At 64.3% G+C, this 22,001-nt stretch carries 18 protein-coding genes; 17 read left to right on the top strand and 1 reads right to left on the bottom strand.

Features of this window, described 5'->3' with window-relative positions:
- Positions 1-77: 77 nt before the first annotated feature.
- The 16 genes from B447_RS13280 (at position 78) to B447_RS13200 (ending at position 16,963) form a co-directional block, all read left to right on the top strand.
- A complete protein-coding gene (locus B447_RS13280) occupies positions 78-1,010 on the top strand; it encodes a catechol 2,3-dioxygenase (RefSeq protein WP_002940969.1) in 933 nt (310 codons plus the stop codon).
- Between the two features lie 9 nt (positions 1,011-1,019).
- On the top strand, positions 1,020-1,781 hold the full coding sequence (locus tag B447_RS13275; RefSeq protein ID WP_002940966.1) for an SDR family NAD(P)-dependent oxidoreductase: 762 nt from the start codon (positions 1,020-1,022) through the stop codon (positions 1,779-1,781).
- A gap of 63 nt (positions 1,782-1,844) precedes the next feature.
- The gene (locus tag B447_RS13270) at positions 1,845-2,288 is read left to right on the top strand and encodes a tautomerase family protein (RefSeq protein WP_002940962.1); all 444 of its coding nucleotides are present in this window, start codon (positions 1,845-1,847) and stop codon (positions 2,286-2,288) included.
- A gap of 17 nt (positions 2,289-2,305) precedes the next feature.
- On the top strand, positions 2,306-2,656 hold the full coding sequence (locus B447_RS13265) for a 2Fe-2S iron-sulfur cluster-binding protein (RefSeq protein WP_002940957.1): 351 nt from the start codon (positions 2,306-2,308) through the stop codon (positions 2,654-2,656).
- A gap of 4 nt (positions 2,657-2,660) precedes the next feature.
- Positions 2,661-3,365, top strand: coding sequence for an NAD(P)H-dependent oxidoreductase (locus B447_RS13260; RefSeq protein ID WP_002940956.1), 705 nt, complete (start codon positions 2,661-2,663; stop codon positions 3,363-3,365).
- 344 nt (positions 3,366-3,709) lie between these two features.
- Complete coding sequence (locus B447_RS13255; RefSeq protein WP_232431622.1) at positions 3,710-5,365, top strand: methyl-accepting chemotaxis protein; 1,656 nt, start codon at positions 3,710-3,712, stop codon at positions 5,363-5,365.
- Positions 5,366-6,109: 744 nt separating this feature from the next.
- Entirely contained in the window at positions 6,110-7,615 is a 1,506-nt protein-coding gene (locus B447_RS13245) for an aromatic/alkene/methane monooxygenase hydroxylase/oxygenase subunit alpha (protein WP_002940952.1), read from the top strand.
- Positions 7,616-7,674: 59 nt separating this feature from the next.
- Entirely contained in the window at positions 7,675-7,935 is a 261-nt protein-coding gene (locus B447_RS13240) for a toluene-4-monooxygenase system B family protein (RefSeq protein ID WP_002940949.1), read from the top strand.
- A 43-nt stretch (positions 7,936-7,978) separates the two neighbouring features.
- On the top strand, positions 7,979-8,314 hold the full coding sequence (locus B447_RS13235) for a Rieske 2Fe-2S domain-containing protein (RefSeq protein WP_002940947.1): 336 nt from the start codon (positions 7,979-7,981) through the stop codon (positions 8,312-8,314).
- A 106-nt stretch (positions 8,315-8,420) separates the two neighbouring features.
- On the top strand, positions 8,421-8,735 hold the full coding sequence (locus B447_RS13230) for an MmoB/DmpM family protein (protein WP_002940945.1): 315 nt from the start codon (positions 8,421-8,423) through the stop codon (positions 8,733-8,735).
- A gap of 59 nt (positions 8,736-8,794) precedes the next feature.
- Positions 8,795-9,781 carry an aromatic/alkene monooxygenase hydroxylase subunit beta gene (locus B447_RS13225; RefSeq protein ID WP_002940943.1) on the top strand — a complete coding sequence of 329 codons (987 nt, stop codon included), beginning with the start codon at positions 8,795-8,797 and terminating at the stop codon, positions 9,779-9,781.
- A 72-nt stretch (positions 9,782-9,853) separates the two neighbouring features.
- The gene (locus tag B447_RS13220) at positions 9,854-10,873 is read left to right on the top strand and encodes a 2Fe-2S iron-sulfur cluster-binding protein (protein ID WP_002940942.1); all 1,020 of its coding nucleotides are present in this window, start codon (positions 9,854-9,856) and stop codon (positions 10,871-10,873) included.
- Positions 10,874-10,933: 60 nt separating this feature from the next.
- The gene (locus B447_RS13215) at positions 10,934-12,307 is read left to right on the top strand and encodes an OmpP1/FadL family transporter (protein WP_002940940.1); all 1,374 of its coding nucleotides are present in this window, start codon (positions 10,934-10,936) and stop codon (positions 12,305-12,307) included.
- A 108-nt stretch (positions 12,308-12,415) separates the two neighbouring features.
- A complete protein-coding gene (locus tag B447_RS13210) occupies positions 12,416-15,304 on the top strand; it encodes an ATP-binding protein (protein ID WP_051018821.1) in 2,889 nt (962 codons plus the stop codon).
- Entirely contained in the window at positions 15,301-15,927 is a 627-nt protein-coding gene (locus B447_RS13205; RefSeq protein WP_002940933.1) for a response regulator transcription factor, read from the top strand. The genes B447_RS13210 and B447_RS13205 overlap by 4 nt, the downstream gene beginning before the upstream one ends.
- A gap of 463 nt (positions 15,928-16,390) precedes the next feature.
- Positions 16,391-16,963, top strand: coding sequence for an antibiotic biosynthesis monooxygenase (locus B447_RS13200; protein WP_002940931.1), 573 nt, complete (start codon positions 16,391-16,393; stop codon positions 16,961-16,963).
- A gap of 40 nt (positions 16,964-17,003) precedes the next feature.
- Here B447_RS13200 and B447_RS13195 read toward each other — a convergent pair whose 3' ends face one another.
- On the bottom strand, positions 17,004-17,711 hold the full coding sequence (locus B447_RS13195; protein WP_002940929.1) for a fumarylacetoacetate hydrolase family protein: 708 nt from the start codon (positions 17,709-17,711) through the stop codon (positions 17,004-17,006).
- 262 nt (positions 17,712-17,973) lie between these two features.
- Here B447_RS13195 and purL point away from each other — a divergent pair, with 262 nt between their 5' ends.
- On the top strand, positions 17,974-21,909 hold the full coding sequence (gene purL / locus B447_RS13190) for a phosphoribosylformylglycinamidine synthase (RefSeq protein ID WP_002940927.1): 3,936 nt from the start codon (positions 17,974-17,976) through the stop codon (positions 21,907-21,909).
- Positions 21,910-22,001 lie beyond the last annotated feature (92 nt).

Here is a 22,001-nt window from a genome sequence, read left to right as displayed (position 1 = left end):
CCTGCAGGTGCAACACGGGGTGGGGCCATCCGGCTTCACCCCCGCATAAAGATAAAAAACCAACGGAGACAAAAGACATGGCGCTACGAGGCGTATTGCGGATCGGCGAGGTCGCCATCCGGGTAATGGATATCGAAGAGGCGCGTGAGCACTACGGTCAGCGCATGGGCCTGCTCGAAGTGATGCGTGATGACAGCGGCCGGGTGTACTACAAGGCCTGGGATGAGCACGATCACCACAGCATCGTGCTGCGCCAGAGCGATCGCGCCGGCATGGACTACTTCGCCTTCAAGGTTTATGACGACGACACCCTGACCGCGCTCGAAGGCAGGATTCGCGCCTTTGGGCTTGAGGTGGAGCACATTGCCGCCGGCGTGTACCCGAAAAGCGGGCGCCGCCTGCAGTTCGTGCTGCCTTCGGGCCACGTCATGCAGCTTTACGCAGAGAAGGAGCAGATCGGCAACACGCTGGGGGTGCGCAACCCCGGCGTGCTGCCTGATGAAGGTGTCATTCGCGGTTTCCGTATCAACCGGCTCGACCACTGCCTGCTGGGTGGGCCCAACATCGATGACAACGCCCGGCTGTTCCGCGAAGTGTTTGATTTTGACCTCAGCGAGCGCCTGATCGAAGTCGATAGCGAGATGTCGCTGGCCTTGTTCCTGAGCTGCTCCACCAAGCCGCACGACATTGCCTTCGTGCTGCAGCCTGAGCCGAACCGCTTTCACCATGTTTCCTTCTTGCTCGAGTCGACCTACGACGTGATTCACGCCGCCGACTTGATCGGCAAATACCGCATTCCGGTCGATGTCGGCCCCAACCGGCATGGTGTGACGCGTGGCGCGACGATTTACTTCTTCGACCCGTCGGGCAACCGGAACGAGGTGTTCGCGGGCGGCTACGTGCATTACCCCGACACCCCGACCCTGACCTGGGACACCACCGAGCTGGGTGCCGCGACGTTCTCGCAGGACAACATCGTGCGCGAAAGCTTTCTCACCGTGCTGACCTGAGGAGGCGCAATGAAACAGCGTGAACCTGCAGAGCTGGCTGTCGTTGTGGGTGCTACCGGCGATTTTGGCCGTGCGGTGGTGGCCCGTTTGCTGGCAGAAGGGCTTGGCGTGGTGGCGGTGTCACGCACCGCGGCGGCGCTCGATACGCTGGTTGCCACTCATCCGGCGCTGAAGGCCTGCGTGGCCGATATCAGTGACGATACTTCCAGTGCGCAGATTGTGGCGGCGATCGACCGTCCGGTGCGCATGGTGGTGCACGGGCCGGGTGTTGCGGTGGCGGGCGGAATTGCCAGCGTGCCAACCGCTGCCATGGTCGATGCGGTCAACATCAAGGTGGGCGGCATGTTGCGACTGGTGCGTGCGGTGGATGGGCACCTGGTGCCCGGCGCCCGGCTGGTCGCCATCGGCGGGCATTACGGGCTGGAGCCCACGGTGTATGCCGCTGCTGCGGGGGTAGCCAATGCTGCGCTGGTGAACGTGATGCGCCAGCTCAGCCTGTCCTACGGGCCGCGCGGCATCACCACGCATGTGATTGCACCCGGCCCGGCCGACACCGAGCGCTTGCACCGGGTGGCCACTGACCGTGCGGCGCTGCGCGGCATCAGCAAGGACGAAGTCCTTGATGCGATGCGCGCCGAGTCGTCCCTTGGTGCATTCGTGAGCCCACAGCAGGTGGCGTGGGCAGTGGCGATGCTGCTGGCACCCGAGGCGGATGCCATGACGGGCAGCACCCTGATGCTGGATGCAGGGCGCCGCCGCGGCTTGCCCTGATCTGCAGGCCAGTCCCGGCCCGGGCACGCGTCCCGGGCGGATAGCGTACGGAGGTCGATAAAGATGCCAGTCGTTAAATTTCACCTGGTGGACGGCGTGAGCACGCCTGTACAGGACGCGCAGTTGCTCAGCTCGGCCACCCAGCTTTACTGCGAGGTGCTGCAGGCGCCGATCGAGCGGGTGCGTGCATTCATCACCCCGCACGCGCCCGGACGCTTTGCGGTGGCGGGCCAATTGGTGGCGGACGGCGCGCCGCATGCGCCGGTGTTCGACTTCATCGTGCTGGAGGGGCGGCCGCTGGATCAACGCCAGCGGCTGATGGCAGGGTTCACCGATCTGCTGGTGGACATCCTGGGTGTACGGCGCGAGCTGATCCGTGGCAGCTGCCGCCGTGTGGAGCCGGAGGACTGGTGCATCGGCGGGCAGCCGGCAAGCGTGTTGCGTGCGGATGAAGTGCGAGCGCGTGCCGAGCAGGCGCAGCGCCCGGATATTCAGCCTGCGCGCTGAGCGGGAGCGCCCGGGAGATGAACTACGAGGTTCTGATCGAGGACACCGGCGAGCGCTACGCGTGCAGCGAAACCGAGTCGGTGCTTGAGGGCATGGTACGACTGGGGCGGCGGGGAATTCCGCTCGGCTGCCGGGGTGGGGGCTGTGGCGTGTGCAAGGTGCAGATCACCGCGGGCGAATACCGCAGCCGGGTGATGAGCCGGCAGCATGTCAGTGCGGCAGAGCAGGCGGCAGACTGTGTGCTGGCCTGCCGGGTCCATCCCCTAAGTGACCTCAGCCTGCGCGTGATCGGGAAGATGGAAAAAACCGTGTGTCGGGTACCATCGGCCCCGTTGCCGGGCATGCCGGAGCGAACACAGGGAGCATGAATTGATGAAGGTGTTGATTGTTCACGCGCACAACGAGCCAGGCTCGTTCAATGCGGCCTTGAAGGACCAGGCGGTGGCGCAAATGCGCGCAGCGGGTCACGAGGTGGAGGTGTCCGACCTTTACGCGATGAACTGGAACCCGGTGGCCAGTGCCGCGGATTTTGGCTCGCGTGCCAACCCGGACTATCTGGTCTACGCGCTTGAGCAGCGCCACAACTACGAGGCCGGCACACTGGCGGCGGACATTGTTGCCGAGATCGACAAGGTGAGGCGCTGCGATCTGTTGATCCTGAATTTCCCGATGTACTGGTTTTCGGTGCCCGCCATTCTGAAAGGCTGGATCGACCGCGTACTGATTTCCGGTGTGTTCTACGGCGGCAGGCGCATTTACGACCGGGGTGGCATGCAAGGCAAGCGGGCGATGGCGGTGGTGACCCTGGGCGGGCGCGAACACATGTTCGGTGCGGACGCCATTCACGGTGACATCGGCACGATGTTGCGACCGCTGCTGCAGGGCAGTCTTGCCTACTGCGGCTTCGAGGTTTTGCCGCCGTTTGTCGGCTATCACGTGCCCTATATTGGCGACGAGGCGCGTCGTGAAGTGCTCGCACAACACGCCGCCCATCTGCGCGCAGTCGACACGCTGACGCCACTTTCCATGCCGGCGATGGCGGATTTCGACGACCAGTTGCGGCCGTTGCAAGGGTGATGACGCGTCCTGGCCACGCTTGAGCGAGCAGAGTCAGGGGTGGTGCTGATGGCAGTTTCTCTCCTCCTTCACTGCATCAGTGCGTTCGGGGCTCCGGGACCAAAACCGGAGCCCATTTTTTGAGTGCCTGGCTGAGCGCTCTCACTTGTTGGTGGAGGTCCTCTGCTTAGGTGGTAAGGGAAGAGTTGGATGGCAAGCATTGAGTCGCCGCGAGAGTCTGGGACGGTCTCGTTCTTCATAGAAAGCGTTTGCCCGGCAGCACGGGGCGGGCGGCGGCGGTCTAAACCAAGGTCTAATGGATCGTCCTCGTCGGCCGGGCTAGCCTCGCCCCCTCTGCGCTCTGTGTGTCCCTCTGCGTCTGCCGCGGCAACCATGCGCGAGGTGCCCGGCATGAACCATCCCTGAGGAAGAAGATGACTTTTGAAAACCCCCGTTTGGGACACTGGACCCTGCGTCAGCGCTTTTCGCTGGCGCTCTGGACAATCGTCGCCGTCATTGCCGTCTCGATGTACGGCACCCGGCTGCTCGGCAAGGCGGCGACCTTCCATTTCCTCGAGCGCAACCACATGGAGCTAGCCCTGCGCATCGATGCGGCGCTGGCCAGCGTCGAGCAGGGCGCCCGAAATGCCGGCGAAACGCGCATCGAGGGCATCACCGGCATGCTGCACGAGGCGCGCGATCTGGCGGTGCGTGCCGGCGAAGAAACCTTCGGGTTCGAAAAAGTCATGCTGTCGCTGCTTGGTTTCGGCCCGTTGGTTGAGCTGCCGGCCAAGGATATTGCCGATGTGGATGCCATGCTCGCTACCATTGCCGCCGGTTCGGACGGCAATGGTGTGTTGTCGCCTGAGCTAGCCGCGCGCCTGCGGCCAGGCATGGATGTGGTGATGAAGAACTCCCGCGATTTCGCCCCGCTAACATTCGCCGCCGCCCGCTTCATCAAGATCAACGTCGCCGTGCTCTCTCTGCTCTGCGCCGCCGTGCTGATCCTGACGGCGACCGGTTTGCGGCGGCGCACGCTGCGCCCGCTGGCGACCGCCGTCGCCTCGGCGCAACGGGTGGCCGGCGGCGACCTGACGGAGAGCATGACCGCCATCGGCCATGACGAGGCGGCCCAGCTGACGCAGGCGCTGGCCGACATGAACGCCAGTCTCGGTCGTCTGGTCCGTGCCGCCCGAGAGGATGCCGACCTGATTGCCGAAAGCGCGGCCACGGTGCGCCAGCAATCCGAGGCGGGGGCGGCCGGCATGCATCAGCAGAGTAATGCGGTGACGGCCATCTCGAGCACCATCGAAGAGCTGGCGGTCAGCATTGCCAACGTGGCCGACCGCGCCGGAGCGATCAAGCAGCTGTCGGCGGAGAGCCTGGCCTGCTCGCGCCAGGGCTGGGATCACATGCAGCACCTAGTCGGCAATGTCGGAGAAATCCGTCAGGCGGTCGAGGACATCCGGCAGACCACCGAAGCCTTCATGCGCAACACCGGTTCGATCTCGGCGCTGACCCAGCAGGTCAAGGCGATTGCCGAGCAGACCAACCTGCTGGCGCTTAACGCAGCCATCGAGGCGGCGCGGGCCGGCGAATCGGGGCGCGGCTTCGCCGTCGTTGCCGACGAGGTGCGCAAGCTGGCCGAACAGTCGCGGCGCTCTGGCGAAGACATCGAGAACCTGACCCGCCTGCTCTCCGAGAACTCGCAGTCCGTCGCCCGTTCCGTCGAGCGCGGGGTGGAAACCCTGCACAGCGGGCAGGCCTACATGAGCAATACGGTGGCGGCGCTGGAAACCGCCATCGGCCGCGTCGAGGAGGCCAACCGCGGCATCGACGAGATCGGCCTGTCGGTCAGGGAACAGGCCGTCGCGGGCAACGACATCGCGCGCAACATGGAAAACATCTCGTCCGCCCTGGAAGCCACCAGCGCCAGTCTGGCCGTCAGCCTGCATGCGGCCCGCGGTCTCGATCAGCTGGCCGAGCGTCTGCAGGCGGCGGTGGGCAGCTTCCGCGTCTGAGTCTCGGTCGGTTGTTTCGACGGCCTGGCGTCTTAGCGAAGCGGCGTAGCCCTCGAGAAGCGTCTCCGCCGCGACCTTCTGCGCATTGATTTCTCGGATCGCGGTGCCGATCTCCTCTGCCTCCTCGGCCGGCCAGACATGTATCGACATCTGCAGGCTGTCGAGCAGATCCGTAAGCTGTTCCAGCTTATCTGCGAGGATGTCCATGATGGCCTTCAGGTTGTGCCGAGGGCTGATCAGGTTGCTCGGCCGGGCATCTCCCGCTGTCTGCAGGGCAAGCAGCTTTTCCCGGCCTGGGGGACCGCCAATCAACTGGTCATCATAGGCGTAGAAGGCTTTGGCGTTGTCTCTAGCTAGCGGCGACAGCACCGACATCAAGAGCGGGCATTGCGGGCGGTATGTCCTCAAATCCTCGATAGGGGAAGGGTGTGCCGCGACCCGTAGACTGCGGCAATCCATTGAGATCTCGGAGCGCGGTGTTCGTAGGGGAGGCTACCACAAGCTTATCGCCCGCTACCGGACAAGGAGATTCAACTTTCGTTAAGCGGGCTGCTACTGAGGCGTTGTCACCGTGCCATCCAGTGCCTCTAAACCAAAGTCTAATAGTCGCCCCATGACTTTCCGAATAACTTTGAGCCATCGCGAAATCTCGAGAAATTCCAGAGTTCGCTGAAGCCAGGTGGCCGAGACCGCCCGGATTCGGAAATCGCAGGCCGTCAGGTCTGCACCGTCGAGGAGACACAAATGGCTGTACTCAACAGAATGGATTGGTACGACCTGGCCAGGACCACAAACTGGACCCCGTCGTACGTGACCGAAGACGAACTGTTCCCGCCCAAGCTGTCGGGCGATTTTGGCCTGCCGCAGGACGCCTGGGAAAAGTACGACGAGCCCTACAAGCAGACCTACCCGGAATACGTGAAGGTGCAGCGCGACAAGGACGCCGGCGCCTACTCGGTGAAGGCGGCGCTGGAGCGCAGCCGCATCTTCGAGAACGCCGATCCGGGCTGGAAGTCGGTGATGAAGGCGCACTACGGCGCCATCGCCCGCGGCGAATACGCCGCCGCCAGTGCCGAAGCGCGGATGATGCGCTTCTCCAAGGCGCCGGGCATGCGCAACATGTCCACGCTGGGCTGCCTCGATGAAATCCGCCACGGCCAGATGCAGCTCTACTTCCCGCACGAGCACGTCTCGAAGGACCGCCAGATGGACTGGGCCTTCAAGGCCTACGACACCAACGAGTGGGCGATGATCGCGGCGCGTCACTTCTTTGACGACATCATGATGACCCGCGACGCGATCAGCGTCTCGATCATGCTGACCTTCAGCTTCGAAACCGGCTTCACCAACATGCAGTTCCTCGGCCTCGCCGCCGACGCCGCCGAAGCTGGCGACCACACCTTTGCCAACCTGATCTCCAGCATCCAGACCGACGAATCGCGCCATGCGCAGATCGGCGGCCCGGCGCTCAAGCTGCTGATCGAGAACGGCCACAAGGCCGAGGCACAGAAGCGCGTCGACATCGCCGTATGGGGGGCCTGGAAGCTGTTCTCGGTGCTGACCGGCCCCATCATGGACTACTACACGCCGCTCGAGCACCGCAAGCAGTCGTTCAAGGAGTTCATGGAGGAGTGGATCGTCGCCCAGTTCGAGCGGGCGCTGACCGACATGGGCCTCGACCTGCCCTGGTACTGGGACATCTTCCTCAAGGACATCGCCCAGACCCATCACGGCATGCATCTGGGTGCCTACTACTGGCGGCCGACCCTGTGGTGGAACCCGGCCGCCGGCGTCACCCCGGACGAGCGCGCCTGGCTGGAAGAGAAGTACCCCGGCTGGAACGACACCTGGGGCCAGTGCTGGGACGTCTTCATCGACAACGTCGTCGACGGCAACATGGCCAAGGCCTATCCGGAAACGCTGCCCTACGTCTGCAACATGTGCCAGCTGCCGATCCTCGGCACGCCGGGCAAGGGCTGGAACGTCAAGGACTACCCGCTGGAATACAACGGCCGCCTCTACCACTTCGGTTCCGAGGTCGACCGCTGGGTCTTCCAGCAGGAACCCGAGCGCTACGCCGGCCACCTGTCCATCGTCGACCGCTTCCTGGCCGGCATGATCCAGCCGATGGACCTCGGCGGAGCCCTGCAGTACATGGGCCTGGCCCCGGGCGAGATCGGCGACGACGCGCACAACTATGCATGGGCCGAGGTTTACCGCGCCATGCGAGCCGCCAAGAAGGCGAGCTGAGTAAGAAAACAACCTGCACGGGCCGGCGCCGCGTCCGGCCCAACGAGGAGACTGAACCCATGGCTCTATACCCCCTGACCTCGAATTTCGAGGGTGATTTCGTGCTGCAACTGCTTCCGGTCGATACCGAAAACACCATGGACGAAGTGGCTGCCGCTGCCGCCGTGCATTCGGTAGGACGCCGGGTCCGTGACCGTCCCGGCTGCATCCTGCGCGTCCGCCGCCAGGATGCGACCGAGTTCTTCCCGCGCACGATGAAAGTGGCCGAATCCGGCCTGAAGCCGACCGAAACCGTCGAAATCATCTGGGAAGCCGCATAGCCCCACGGCTACAGCCTGCTACAGAACGATATCGGAGAGAAACATGAGTTTTACCAAGGTGTGCACGGTCGACGACCTGTGGGAAGGCGAAATGGAACCATTCACGGTCAATGGCCACGAGATTCTCCTGGTCTGTGCCGAGGGTGGAAACGTCAAGGCCTTCCAGGGGATTTGCCCACACCAGGACATCCCTCTTGCGGAGGGCAAGTTTGACGGTCAGAAGATCATTTGTCGGGCGCATCTCTGGCAGTTCGACGCCTGTTCAGGCAAGGGTATCAATCCGGACGACTGCGCACTGGCGGAGTACCCGGTCAAGCTGAACGGTGACGACATCCTGGTCGAGACCGAGGGCGTCACCCCCTTGTTTGCCCATACCTGAACGCTTCGCTCCGGATAGAAGGGCAACTCGGATGAGTTTCATCAACTGGTTCAGAAGCGTATTCGACCCCGGGGCGAAGGCGACCGAACTGCGAAAGGAAAATGCAATGAACACGTCGAATTCAGGACAGGCGTATCACAACAACATGGTCGGCCCGGTGATGCGGGCTGGCGACCTGGCCATGGCGGTGATCGAGGCGGCGCGGGTAGACAACCCGGGCAAGGAGATCTTCGTCGAGGACAAGCGTGCCTACATCCGCATCCACGCCGAACAGGAAATGATCCTGCGACAGGAAACCATCGCGGAAGAGCTGGGGCGACCTTTCAAGATCAACGACCTGGAAGTTGACCTCAGTTCCTTCGCCGGGCAGATCGAAAGCCAGCCCAACGCCGTCCGCTTCTACTTCACCAAGACCCTGTAGGCCTCCGTCGGCGGCTGCCCGGCAACGCCCGACACCAATAAAACCGAGGAGACAAAGACATGTCCGAAATCCAGCCCCTGAAGCCGCTGAAAACCTGGAGCCATCTTGCCGCCCGCCGCCGCAAGCCAAGCGAGTACGAGATCGTCAGCGCCAACCTGCACTACAACGACCGAGATCCGAACTCGCCCTACGAGCTCGATCCCAACATGTTCATGAACCAGTGGTACAAGAAGAACACCTTCGGTACCTCGCTCAAGCATGAGGACTGGAACGCCTTCCGCGATCCGGACGAGGTCGTCTACCGGACCTACAATCTGATGCAGGACGGTCAGGAAACGTACGTCTTCAGCCTCTTCGACCAGTTCAACCAGCGCGAACACGACAAGGCGCTCGATCTTCGATGGGCCGGCTCGCTGGCGCGCTTCTACACCCCGGCCCGCTACCTGTTCCATACCATCCAGATGGCGTCAGCCTACGTCGGCCAGGTGTCGCCGGCGAGCACCATCACCAACTGCAACTACTTCCAGATGGCTGACAGCCTGCGCTGGCTCAGCCATACCGCCTACCGGACCAAGGAACTCTCACTCCAGTTCGCCGACAAGGGCTTCGGCGTCGACGAACGCAAGTACTGGGAAACCGACCCCGTGTGGCAGGGCTTTCGCGAGCTGATGGAAAAGACCCTGACGGTCTGGGACTGGGGCGAGGCCATCGTCGTCCTCAACCTGGTCGCCAAACCGGCCATCGAGGAAAGCGTCCTGCGCAAGCTCGGCGAGGCAGCCCGCCACAACGGCGACACACTGCTCGGCCTGATCACCGACGCGGAACTGATCGACTCGGCCCGCCATCGCCGCTGGGTCAGCGCCTTCGTCAGGATGGCCCTGGAAACGCCGGGCAACCTTGAGCTCATCCGGAGCTGGATCGCCAAGTGGGAGCCGCTGGCCGACGAAGCAACCGACGCCTACTGCGCTCAGCTTCCCGATGTCGCCGACGCCGCTGCTTCGGCGAAGGCGGCAACGCGCGAATTCCGCAATTCCCTCGGCCTGTAAGCCGGCACAGCCCATGGTTGGTCCGGGGCGCCCAGGCGCCCTGTGGGCGACTGTTCCCGCAAGCGAGGCGCTATGAGCGATCAGGCAAGAATCACCAATCAAAAGGACGGCAGCAGCTTCGTGCAGGCTGCCGGTGACAGCATCTTGCGCGCCGCACTACGCGCCGGGCTGGGGCTGGCTTACGAATGCAATTCCGGCGGCTGCGGCAGCTGCAAGTTCGAGTTGCTCAAGGGCGAGATCGAGACCCTTTGGCCCGAGGCGCCGGGCCTGAGCGAGCGTGACAGGCGGCGTGGCCGGCATCTGGCCTGCCAGTGCCGGGCACTTGGCGAGGTCAACATCGCCGCCCCGAGCGGCAGCGAGTATGTGCCGAACATCCGGCCGCGCCGCCGCTCGGCACAACTGGCTGGTGTGCGCGACATTACGCATGATTTGCGCGAATTTCGTTTCGTCAGCTTTGAGGGGGCGGCGTTCCTGCCCGGACAGTACGCCATGCTGGACCTGCCTGGGCTCACAGCCTCCCGCGCCTATTCGATGAGCAACACGACGAACGAACGCGGTGAATGGCATTTCCAGATCCGACGCGTGCCGCACGGACAGGGTACGCATACCCTGTTCGACCGCTTGGCGGTCGGTGATGAGATCGGCCTCGACGGTCCCTACGGCGTCGCCTGGCTGCGCACCGACAGCCCGCGCGACATCGTCTGTGTCGCCGGCGGTTCTGGCCTGGCACCGATGGTCTCGATCGCCCGCGGTGCCGTCGATGCCGGCCTGGTGGGCGAGCGCACGCTGTACTTCTTCTACGGCGCCCGCACCCCCCGCGACGTCTGCGGTGAAGACATGCTGCGGGCGCTGCCGGGTTTCGGCCAGCACATCCATTTCATTCCCGTCGTTTCGCTGCCCGGCGAGGAGGGCCAGTGGTCCGGCGCCACGGGTTACGTCCACGACCAGCTCGAGCGCGTGCTGCCGGAGCGCATGGCGGAATACGAGTTCTATTTCGCCGGGCCACCGCCGATGAGCCAGGCCATCCAGGAGCTTTTGATGATCGGTCATCAGGTGCCCTTCGGCCAAATCCATTTCGACCGCTTCTTCTGAGGCGGCACGGCGGCACTGCCGCAAGGACCAAAACCCCATAACGAGAGGAGACGACACATCATGCAGAAGAAACTGGCGGCCACCCTGGCCTGTAGCGCGCTGGCGGTTTCCAGCCCAGTCGCCCTGGCGACCGATGTCTTCCACCTCGAAGGCATCGGCGCCGTATCCCGCGCCATGGGCGGCACCGCGGCGGCGCACGACGTCGGCGCCGGCGGTATGCTGACCAATCCGGCCAACCTGTCCTTCGGCCCGAACGACCGTGAAGTGATGGTCGGGCTCGATCTGGTGACGACGGATATCGCGGTCAGGAACAAGGCGACTGGGGATTCCGTCGATTCCGACACGCACAACAAGAACCGCGGTCCTTACTTCGCGCCGGAAGTGGCCTACACCCAGCGCCTCGGCAATCTCACCATCGGCATTGGCGCTTTCGCCCAGGGTGGCCTGGGCACCGAGTACGGGCGCTCCAGCTTCCTGTCTCGTGCCACGGGTGGTGCCGACACCGGCCTGGAGAACTCCAGTCGCCTGCTGTTGCTCGATATCCCGCTGGCTGCCAGCTACAAGCTTAACGATGCACTGACCATCGGCGGCAGCATTGATGCGATGTGGCAGGGCTTGAACCTCGATCTGCTTCTCGGCGCCGACCAGGTTGGCAGCCTGATCGGCGCAGGTCGCGCCACTGGTTCGCTGGTGCCGGTTCTGGGCGGCATTCCCGGTCTGCAAGGTGCGCATTTCAGCCTGACCAAGAGCAAGCTGCTGGGCAGCGGCGTCGATGCCTGGGGTGTCGCCGGCCGTCTCGGCCTTGCCTGGCAGGTGACGCCCTCCACCCGCCTCGGTGCGGCCTACAACTTCCGCAGCCGGATCAGCGACATGGAAGGTGACGCGACGCTGACGGCGATCTCCGGCGTCGTCGGCCACATTCCCGTGGAAGGCAAGATCAAGATCCGCGATTTCCAGATGCCGGCCAAGCTGGTCATCGGCGGCAGCCACCGCGTGACGACGCAATGGCTGCTGACGGCCGATGTTTCGCGGGTCTTCTGGAAGGATGTCATGAAGGACATCAAGGTCGCTTTCGAAGCCAATGCCGGCGGCAACCTGAACATCCTGCTGCCGCAGGACTATCGCGACCAGACCATCCTCGCGCTCGGCACCTCCTACACCCTGAGTCCGGAATGGACGCTGCGCGCCGGTGCCCGCTTCGCCAGCCAGGCCTTGCGCAAGGAAACCCTGTTCGCGGTGATTCCGGCGACACCGACCAAACACCTGTCGGTCGGTTTCTCGTATGCCGTCTCGCCGGCCAGCCGCATCGACTTCGCCTTCTCGCACGCCCTGCGCGAGAAGATGAGCAACAGCAGCCTGCCCAATACCTCGGCACCGATCGAGGTCAAGCATTCGCAGAACAATGCGACACTCAATTACACGCTCAGTTTCTGATCCGCTTTCAGCACCTTCCTCCTCTCGGTGCTCTTGGAGCGAGGCTTGCCTCGCTTTTTTTCATCGGGTATCGGATGCTTTGAGTTCGTCAGTCCCTGCAATTCATACATGGAAACCAACTCAGGCAGCAGCCCCGGCAATCGGAGGACAGCCGTGAAGGGTGTGGAACTCCTTGCCGAAGATCCGCTGGATGTCCGGCGCCAGAAGCTCGCCCGCATCATTCTGGATTCGATGTATCAGTTCCTCGGTCTCCTCGACATCGAGGGCAAGGTCATCGAGATCAACCAGGCAGCGCTCGACGGCGCCGGCGTGGCGCTCGATGAGGTCGTCGGCAAACCCTTCTGGGATGCGCGCTGGTGGGCGCTATCGGAGGCGACCAGAGCACGCGTCCGCAGCATGGTCGAGGAGGCGGCGACCGGCCGCTTCGTGCGTTGCGACATCGAGATCTACGGCGAGTCTCGCGGCCAGCAGACCATCGTGGTCGACTTCTCGCTGACCCCCATCTTCGACGACAGCGGCCGCGTTGCCTTCCTGTTGCCGGAAGGGCGCAACATCTCGGAGAAGATCGCCATTGAGGCGGAGCTGACGCGCCGCAACAACGAGGTGCATGCGGCGCTGGAGAAACTGCGCGAGATCGACGGTTTCAAGACCAAATTCTTCGCCAACGTCAGCCACGAACTGCGTACGCCGCTGACCCTGATCCTCGGCCCGGTGAACCAACTGCTGCAGTCTTCCGGCGACATAGCCGAACGCGAGCGCTTCCGCCTGCTTACCATCAAGCGCAATGCCCAGGCGCTGCTCGAACAGGTCAACGACCTGCTCGACCTGGCCCGCATCGATGCCGGCGAAATGCCGCTCGTGTACGTCTGCGCCGATATCGTCAGTCTCGTCCGCGCCGTGGCCGACAGCTTCGAGGCAGCGGCCGAGGAGCGGAGCATTACGCTGAGCTTTGCCGGTGAAGGCGAGCTCTACGCCGATGTCGACCGGGCCAAGTTCATCCGCGTGGTGACCAACCTGCTGTCGAACGCCTTCAAGTTCACGCCGAACGGCGGGCGCATTCGCTGCTCCTTCGAGCGCCGGCCCGGCGAGCGGGTGCTGATCAGCGTTCAGGACAGCGGTCCCGGCGTGCCCGACAGTCAAAAGGCGTCGATCTTCGACCGCTACGCCCAGGGTGCCGACGAAGACTCGGCCAAGGGCAGTGGGCTGGGGCTCAACATCGTCAAGGAATTCGTCGCCTTGCACCGCGGCACGATCACGCTACTCGACGCGCCTGAACATGGCGCGCTGTTCCAGGTCGAATTGCCACTCCGCGCTCCGGCCGGTTCCTTCGTCCGGGCGCCCGACAATGGGTGGCAGCCAGTCGTCGAGCCGCTGGAGCTGCTGCGCCCGGTCGATTCTCCGAAGCTGCCCGAGAATGCCGCGCATCCGCGCATCCTCATCGCAGAGGACAACCCCGACCTGCGCCAGTTCCTCCACGACGTGCTTGCCGACGACTACCGCGTGACGCTGGCCGAGCACGGCGAGCAGGCGCTCGCCCTGGCCTGTGCAGACCCGCCCGACCTGATCATCACCGACTTGATGATGCCGCAGATGGATGGCGAGCGCTTCGTCCACGAACTGCGCCGGCAGCAGATCTCGCACGTGCCGGTGCTGGTGCTCTCCGCCCGCGCCGACGATGCACTGCGCCAAACTCTGCTCGAGAACTTCGTCCAGGACTACCTGACCAAGCCCTTTTCGCCCCAGGAGCTACGGGCGCGCGTACGCAACCTGATCACAGTGAAGCGCACGGTGGATATCCTGCAGAAGGAGCTCAACTCGCAGGCGTCCGACATCTGTGAGCTGACCAACGGCCTGATCGCCAGCCGAAAGTCACTGCAGGAAGGCCTGCGCGCTCTGCAGATTTCCGAGCGTCGCTGGCAGGGCTTCTACGAGAACACGGCGGTGGGCATTGCGCTGATCGACGCCGATGGAAAGATCATGAAGGCCAACCCGGCGCTGCAGCAGATGCTTGGCTACGGGCCGCAGGAGATTCTCGATATATCGCTGGTCGACATCAGCGAGGCCTCGGAGCGGGCGAACACGCGCGACAACGTCTACAGCTTGCTCGAAGGACGGCGCGGCAGCTACCAGTTGCAGAAGCGTTACGAACGACGCGACGGCAGCTACCTGTGGGCCAAGGTCTGCGCTTCGTTGATCCCGATGGTCGACCGGGAAGGACCACGCATCGCCGTCATCGTCGAAGATCTCAGCGCACAGAAGAGCGCTGAAGACGCGCTGGCGAAAACCCAGGCCGACCTGGCCCGCGTGTCGCGGCTGACCACGATGGGCGAACTGGTAGCATCCATCGCACACGAGGTCAATCAGCCGCTGGCAGCGATCGTCACCAATAGCCAGGCTGCACTGCGATGGCTGGAACGCGAGGAGCCCGACCATCAAGAAGTGGTCGCGGCGCTGCAGCGCGTACATCGCGATGCCGCGCATGCCGGCAATGTAATCACGCGCATCCGCGGCTTTCTCAAGAAGGAAGACCTGAAGCGGGAGCGGGTCGATGTCTACGGCATGATCGACGTGCTCATCCAGATGCTACGGCGGACGCTGAACGAAGCCGGCGTCAGCGTCACGCTCAGCCTGGCGCCCGACTTGCCGGTTCTGTTCGGCGATCAGGTCCAACTGCAGCAGGTCATCCTCAATCTGTTGGTCAACGCCGTCGATGCCATGCGCCAGCAAGAGGGACGGGTGCGCCGCATCGTCGTCAGCGTCCAGGAAAGCCCGGCATGTGGCGCGCTCTTCACCGTCGAGGATAGCGGGCCGGGCATCTCGGCCTCCATGGCGGACACTCTCTTCGAACCGTTCTGCTCAACCAAAAGCGACGGATTGGGCATGGGGCTTGCCATAAGCCGGTCGATTATCGAACATCATGGCGGATCGCTTTGGCTCGATGAATCTGGCGCCAACGGCTCACGTTTTGCCTTTTGCCTGCCGGTGAGCTCGTCGTGAATGCGAACGCTCCCCTCTCGCCGACCGTGTACGTCGTCGACGACGATGTTTCAATCCGTGAATCGCTGAGCAGCCTAATCCGTGCGGAAGGCATGCAGGTCGAGGTCTTTGCCTCGCCGCTCGATTTCCTGGCGCTCGAACGGCTCAAGGACTTCTCGTGCGTGGTGCTCGACGTTCGCATGCCTGGGCTGGACGGACTCTCGCTACAGGACGAACTGACGCGCCGTGGTTGGCAGCCGCCGATCATCTTCATTACCGGCCACGGAGACGTACCAGATGCTGTTCGCGCAATGAAGGCGGGTGCCATCGACTTCATCAAGAAGCCCTTCGAGGATTTTGCCCTGCTTAACGCGATTGCAACTGCGCTCTCTCGCGTCAGCAGCGAGTTCCACGAGAGGTTGGAAATAGCTGAACTGCAGGTCCGCTACGATCAGCTTACTCCGCGCGAGAGGGAGATCTTGGCCATGGTGATACAAGGGTGGCCAAACAAGGTCATTGCATACGATCTCGGCGTTTCTGAGAGTACAGTCAAGGTGCATCGCCACAATGTGATGAGTAAGATGCGCTTTCGCTCGCTCCCCGAACTGACGCTCGCAATAGAGCGCTTGAAACCAAATCGGTGAGTTCTTTGGTAGCGCGGCGGCATTTCTCGCCGGACTCGCGTGTGCCGGCGAATCATCCGCTGCGACGGGTGAAGCGTTTTTGCCGACCGTGCCCTGGGCGCAATTTCTGGGGAGTTGGACGCACTGTACTCCTCGGTCGGTCGCCCATCGATTCCGCCAGAGCGACTGCATTGCCTTCTGAGAAGTATCACGTTCTGGGTCAAGATCATCATTCCGTACCAAGCCCCATGTGCCGGTATGTCTGGCGCTATCGTTCCGGAGTCCGGGTTTGGGGACCGGCGGCCGGCGGTTTTGTTAGTATCCCCGCAGCGCCCTGCGCATGCATGCGTGCCCCTCTCAGCCTGCTTGAAGGGAAGATGGATTTATTTGATTAAAATCTCGAGATTGTTGCTGTAGAGTGCACCTGTCCCCATCGATGCGGCCTGGATAGGCCGTGTCGTGGCGCCCCTACAGGAGATTGACAGTGACGAATGCCCCCGCCAAAGCAGAGACCGTTCGCGTGACCCGCATTGCCCGCCGCCGCGCCCGTCCGGGGCATGAGGCGGAATACGAAGCCATGCTGCGCGAGATGTTCGCAAGAATGCGCGCGCACAAGGGGTTCCTGGGGGGCGACCTGATTCCGCCGGAGACGCCGGGCGGGGAGTATCAGACGGTGGTGCGCTTCGCGTCCGAGGCTGAACTGCAGGCCTGGGACATGAGCGATGCGCGCCTCGAGTTGCTCGAGCGCATGAAGGCGGTGGCCGAGGGCGAGCCCGAGTTCCGCAAGCTGAGCGGTCTGGAGGCCTGGTTCGAGCCCGCAGTGGTGCCAGCCACCATGCACCCGCCGCGCATGAAGATGGCAGTCGTGACCTGGCTCGGCATCTTCCCCACGGTGTCCTTCTTCCTGTGGTTCGTGCTGCCATGGCTGCAGCCGCTGCCTTTCCTGCCGCGTACGGCGATCCTTACCGCACTCATCGTCGCCACCATGACCTGGGTGGTCATGCCGCGCCTGACCAGGCTGTTGCGCGGCTGGCTCAGCCCTGCACCCAAAGGCTGAGCCAGCGCCGCTCTCCTGTCCAGGGGCGCAGCGCGCGGGCCTATTCCGCCGGGCCGATGTCGAAGCTCAGTGCGCCGACGCCTTCGATCCAGCCATCCAGATGGTCGCCCGGCTGCACCGGTCCCACGCCTTCGGGCGTGCCGGTGTAGATCAGGTCGCCAGCCTTCAGGTGGTAGTAGGTGGACAGGTCGGCGATGATTTCCGGGATGGTCCAGATCATGTCCGCGAGGTCACCGTTCTGGCGCAGCTGGCCATTGACCTTCAGGCTGATTTCGCCATGCGTGAGGACGCGGCCGTCGGCCGGCACGATCTCGCTGGCGACTGCTCCGGCTTCCACGTTCTTGGCGACGTCCCAGGGGTTGCCCTTGGCCTTGGCGCCGGCCTGCAGGTCGCGTCGGGTCATGTCCAGGCCACAGGCATAGCCGTAGATCATGCCCGCAGCCTGCTGTGTCGACACCCGGAATCCATCTTCGCCGAGGGCGACGATCAGCTCCATCTCGTGGTGGTAGTCCTGTGTCTCGGGCGGGTAGGGGGCGGTCGTACCCGACTCGGCCAGCATCGCGGCGAATTTGGTGAAGTACACCGGCCGCATGCTCGCCTTATCCACCGAGGTTCCCATCTCGCGTGCATGGGCCTGATAGTTGCGCCCGACGAAGAACAGCCTGTTGACCGGGAAGCGCGCACTGGTGCCGCGTACCGGCAGCGATGAGGGGGCGGGCGGTGCCCACAGGTAGTTGATGTCGGCCATCGTGGTCCTCGCGATCGGTTGAGGGCAGCAGTCTACAACGATCGCACGCATGGCAAGGGTGCGTGGAGCAGGGCAGTTGCACGAAGCGTCGCGCCCTTTTCCATGCTCGACGATCGGTTTTGACCTGCGGGCCATCATCAAGGCGATTGCGCTGCTTGGACGAGTGCTCGACGGCAGGGGGAGAGGTGCCTCGGTTATAATGCGGAGCTTGCCGGCGCTCCCACGCGTGGGCATCCGTTCCCCCGACCTGTTCCTGACAAACATGACCTCGATCCTCAAGCTGCGTGGCGCTGCGGCGCTGTCCTCTTCCCGCCTGGAACGTCTCGGCCGCGCCGTCGGCGAGGTCCTGCCCAAGCTCAATGCGCTGGTCGCCGAGCACTGGTACTTCATCGAGCTCAACGCGGCGTTGAGTGCAGAAGAGCATGCCCGCCTCGTCGACCTGCTCGACGCCCACCCGGCCACCGCGGTCCCGCCCGCCGGCACGCTGCGCCTGGTGGTGCCGCGCCTGGGCACGATTTCGCCATGGTCGTCCAAGGCGACCGACATCGCTCACCAGTGCGGTTTCGACAAGGTCGTGCGCATCGAGCGCGGTATCGCCTACTCCATCGAGGCGCGCGGGGTCGAGGGTAATGCGGGCCTGCTGGCGCTGCTGCACGATCGCATGACCGAGTCGATCCTCAACAGCGTCGATGAGGCCGAGGCCCTTTTCCATCACTACGAGCCGCAGCCGCTCACAACGGTCGACATCCTCGCCGGCGGTCGCGCCGCGCTCGAGCGGGCCAATGGCGAGCTCGGCCTGGCGCTGTCCGAGGACGAGATCGACTACCTGGTCGAGAACTTCAGCCGCATGGGGCGCAACCCGACCGACGTCGAGCTGATGATGTTCGCCCAGGCCAACTCCGAGCACTGCCGGCACAAGATCTTCAACGCTGACTGGGTGATCGACGCGCGGCCGATGGAGAAAACCCTGTTCGGCATGATCAAGGACACCCACAAGGCCCACCCCGAGGGCACGGTGGTGGCCTACTCGGACAACGCCTCGGTGATCGAGGGGGCGCGCATCGCCCGCCTGTACCCGGATGCCGACGGCGCCTTCCGCTACCACGACGAGGACACCCACATCCTCGCCAAGGTCGAGACCCACAACCACCCGACCGCGATCTCGCCCTTCCCGGGCGCGGCCACCGGCGCCGGCGGCGAGATCCGCGACGAGGGCGCAACCGGTCGCGGCTCGCGTCCCAAGGCGGGCCTGGCTGGCTTCACGGTGTCGAACCTCAACATCCCCGATTTCGGCCAGCCCTGGGAGAAGCCCTATGGCAAGCCCGAGCGCATCGCCTCCGCGCTCGACATCATGATCGAGGGCCCGATCGGCGCCGCCGCCTTCAACAACGAATTCGGCCGGCCCAACCTCGCCGGCTATTTCCGCACCTTCGAACAGGAAGTGCAGGGCGAGGTGCGTGGCTACCACAAGCCGATCATGATCGCCGGCGGCCTGGGCAGCATCCAGGGCCAGCAGGCCGAGAAGCCGACCTTCCCGCCGGGCACGCTGCTGATCCAGCTCGGTGGCCCGGGAATGCTGATCGGGCTCGGTGGTGGCGCGGCCTCGTCGATGGCGACCGGCACCAACACCGCCGACCTCGACTTCGCTTCGGTGCAGCGCGGCAACCCCGAGATCCAGCGCCGCTGCCAGGAGGTCATCGACGCCTGCTGGCAGCAGGGCGACAAGAACCCGATCATCGCCATCCACGACGTCGGCGCCGGCGGCCTGTCCAACGCCATGCCCGAACTGGCCGACCACGCCAGCCTGGGCGCGCACTTCGAGTTGCGCGAGGTGCACATCGAGGAACCGGGCATGAGCCCGCGCGAGATCTGGTCGAACGAATCGCAGGAGCGCTACGTGCTGGCGATCGCGCCCGAGAGCCTGCCGCTGTTCCAGGCCTTCTGCGAGCGCGAGCGCTGCCCCTTCGCGGTGCTCGGCACTGCCACGGCTGATGGCCACCTCACGGTGTCCGACCGCCACTTCGGCAACAAGCCGGTGGACATGGACATGAAGGTGCTGCTCGGCAAGCCGCCCAAGATGACGCGCAACGTGTCTCGCCGCGCCGTGCATCTGCCGCCCTTCGATACCACCGACTTCGATCTCAAGGAAGCCGGGATGCGTGTGCTGCGCATGCCGGCGGTAGCCAGCAAGAGCTTCCTGATCACCATTGGCGACCGCTCGGTCGGCGGCCTGACCGCGCGCGACCAGTTCGTCGGCCCTTGGCAGGTGCCGGTGGCCGACGTCGCGGTCACCGCGATGAGCTTCCAGGGCTACCGCGGCGAAGCCTTCGCCATGGGCGAGCGCACGCCGCTGGCCTGCGTCGATGCAGCGGCCTCGGGTCGCATGGCGATCGGCGAGGCGATCACCAACATCGCCGCCGCCGACATCGCCAAGCTCGGCGACGTCAAGCTCTCGGCCAACTGGATGGCCGCTGCCGGTCATCGCGGTGAGGATGCCAGGCTCTTCGACACCGTCCAGGCGGTGTCCGAGTTCTGCATCAGCGCCGGGGTGTCGATCCCGGTCGGCAAGGACTCGCTGTCGATGCGCACCGCCTGGCGCGAGGGCGAGGAGGACAAGCAGGTCGTCGCCCCGCTGTCGCTGATCGCCACTGCTTTCGCGCCGGTGCAGGACATCCGCAACACGCTCACACCGCAGCTGCAGCTGCCGGAAGGCGTCGAGACAGAGCTACTGCTGATCGACCTCGGCAACGGCAAGAACCGCCTCGGCGGCTCGGTGTTCGCCCAGGCCTACGATTCGGTCGGCGAGCATGCGCCCGATGTCGACCCCGTCCAGCTCAAGGCCTTCTTCGAAACCATCCAGCAATTGCGCCGCGATGGTCTCTTGCTGGCCTACCACGACCGCTCCGACGGCGGGCTCTTTGCGACCGTGTGCGAGATGGCCTTCGCCGCCAGGTGCGGCCTGTCGCTGATTCTCGACACCGTGTGCTACGACCCCTACATGATGGATGTCGATGGCCTCGAGAAGAAGCCCGACACCCTCAAGGGCCGTTTCGCCGACCGCCTGTTCGCGGGCCTGTTCGCCGAGGAGCTTGGCGCCGTCGTGCAGATCCGCCGCGAGGAGCGCGCCCGTGTCACCGAGCAGTTGCGCGCTGCGGGCCTCGCCTACCACTTCATCGGCGAGCCCAACACCCAGGACCAGATCCGCCTGCGTCGCAACGCCAAGCTGGTGTTCGAGGGCAGTCGCGTCGAGCTGCTGCAGGCCTGGTCGGAGACCAGCTACCGCATCGCCAAGCTGCGTGATGATCCAGAGTGCGTGCAGCAGGCGTTCGACGCCTTGGCGGATGCGACCGACCCAGGCCTGTCGGTGTCGCTGTCCTTCGACGTCAAGGAGGACGTGGCCGCACCCTTCATCGCCAGCGGTGTGCGTCCCAAGGTGGTGGTGCTGCGCGAGCAGGGGGTGAACTCCCAGTTCGAGATGGCAGCCGCCTTCGAGCGTGCCGGCTTCACGCCGGTGGACGTGCATATGTCCGACCTCCAGGCGGGCCGCATCGACCTCGCCGACTTCCATGGCCTGGCCGCCTGCGGCGGCTTCTCCTACGGTGACGTGCTCGGCGCCGGCCAGGGCTGGGCCAAGTCCATCCTGTTCAACGCCCGCTTGCGCGACGAGTTCGAGGCCTTCTTCCGCCGCAGCGACACCTTCGCGCTCGGCGTGTGCAACGGCTGCCAGATGATGGCTCACCTCGCACCGATCATCCCCGGCGCCGAGGCCTGGCCGACCTTCCATCGCAACCGCAGCGAACAGTTCGAGGCTCGCTTCGTGATGGTCGAGGTTACCGACAGCCCGTCCATCCTGCTGCAGGGCATGGCAGGCAGCCGCATGCCGATCGTGGTCAGCCATGGCGAGGGCAGGGCGGTGTTCCGCAGCGAGGCCGACCAGGACAAGGCGCTGCTGGCATTGCGTTTCGTCGACAACCACGGCAACCCTGCGCAAGCCTACCCGGCCAACCCCAACGGTTCGCCGGCGGGCGTCACCGGCTTCACGACTGCAGACGGGCGTTTCACGGTAATGATGCCGCACCCTGAGCGCACCGCCCGCACGCTGCAGATGTCGTGGGCGCCACGGTGGCTGGTGAAGGATAGTCCCGATGCTTCTCCCTGGCTGCGCATGTTCGGCAACGCGCGGCGCTGGCTGTGCTGATCCTGTAGTCGATTGCCGCAGGCCTGCCGCGTCGGCTGCCCTGTTCATGAAGGGGTGACGGGATGTCCGTCAAACTGGCTTTGACCGCTGCC

Origin of the sequence: Thauera sp. 27 (genome assembly GCF_000310125.2) — a bacterium.
Taxonomy (GTDB): Bacteria; Pseudomonadota; Gammaproteobacteria; order Burkholderiales; family Rhodocyclaceae; genus Thauera; species Thauera mechernichensis.
This window is presented reverse-complemented; position numbering and strand designations above follow the sequence as displayed.

Bases quoted from the DNA above. Each gene is read 5' to 3' on its own strand.
- B447_RS13280 (WP_002940969.1), top strand. From the start codon at position 78: ATGGCGCTACGAGGCGTATTGCGGATCGGCGAGGTCGCCATCCGGGTA.
- B447_RS13275 (WP_002940966.1), top strand. From the start codon at position 1,020: ATGAAACAGCGTGAACCTGCAGAGCTGGCTGTCGTTGTGGGTGCTACC.
- B447_RS13270 (WP_002940962.1), top strand. From the start codon at position 1,845: ATGCCAGTCGTTAAATTTCACCTGGTGGACGGCGTGAGCACGCCTGTA.
- B447_RS13265 (WP_002940957.1), top strand. From the start codon at position 2,306: ATGAACTACGAGGTTCTGATCGAGGACACCGGCGAGCGCTACGCGTGC.
- B447_RS13260 (WP_002940956.1), top strand. From the start codon at position 2,661: ATGAAGGTGTTGATTGTTCACGCGCACAACGAGCCAGGCTCGTTCAAT.
- B447_RS13245 (WP_002940952.1), top strand. From the start codon at position 6,110: ATGGCTGTACTCAACAGAATGGATTGGTACGACCTGGCCAGGACCACA.
- B447_RS13240 (WP_002940949.1), top strand. From the start codon at position 7,675: ATGGCTCTATACCCCCTGACCTCGAATTTCGAGGGTGATTTCGTGCTG.
- B447_RS13235 (WP_002940947.1), top strand. From the start codon at position 7,979: ATGAGTTTTACCAAGGTGTGCACGGTCGACGACCTGTGGGAAGGCGAA.
- B447_RS13230 (WP_002940945.1), top strand. From the start codon at position 8,421: ATGAACACGTCGAATTCAGGACAGGCGTATCACAACAACATGGTCGGC.
- B447_RS13225 (WP_002940943.1), top strand. From the start codon at position 8,795: ATGTCCGAAATCCAGCCCCTGAAGCCGCTGAAAACCTGGAGCCATCTT.
- B447_RS13220 (WP_002940942.1), top strand. From the start codon at position 9,854: ATGAGCGATCAGGCAAGAATCACCAATCAAAAGGACGGCAGCAGCTTC.
- B447_RS13215 (WP_002940940.1), top strand. From the start codon at position 10,934: ATGCAGAAGAAACTGGCGGCCACCCTGGCCTGTAGCGCGCTGGCGGTT.
- B447_RS13210 (WP_051018821.1), top strand. From the start codon at position 12,416: ATGGAAACCAACTCAGGCAGCAGCCCCGGCAATCGGAGGACAGCCGTG.
- B447_RS13195 (WP_002940929.1), bottom strand. From the start codon at position 17,711: ATGGCCGACATCAACTACCTGTGGGCACCGCCCGCCCCCTCATCGCTG.
- purL (WP_002940927.1), top strand. From the start codon at position 17,974: ATGACCTCGATCCTCAAGCTGCGTGGCGCTGCGGCGCTGTCCTCTTCC.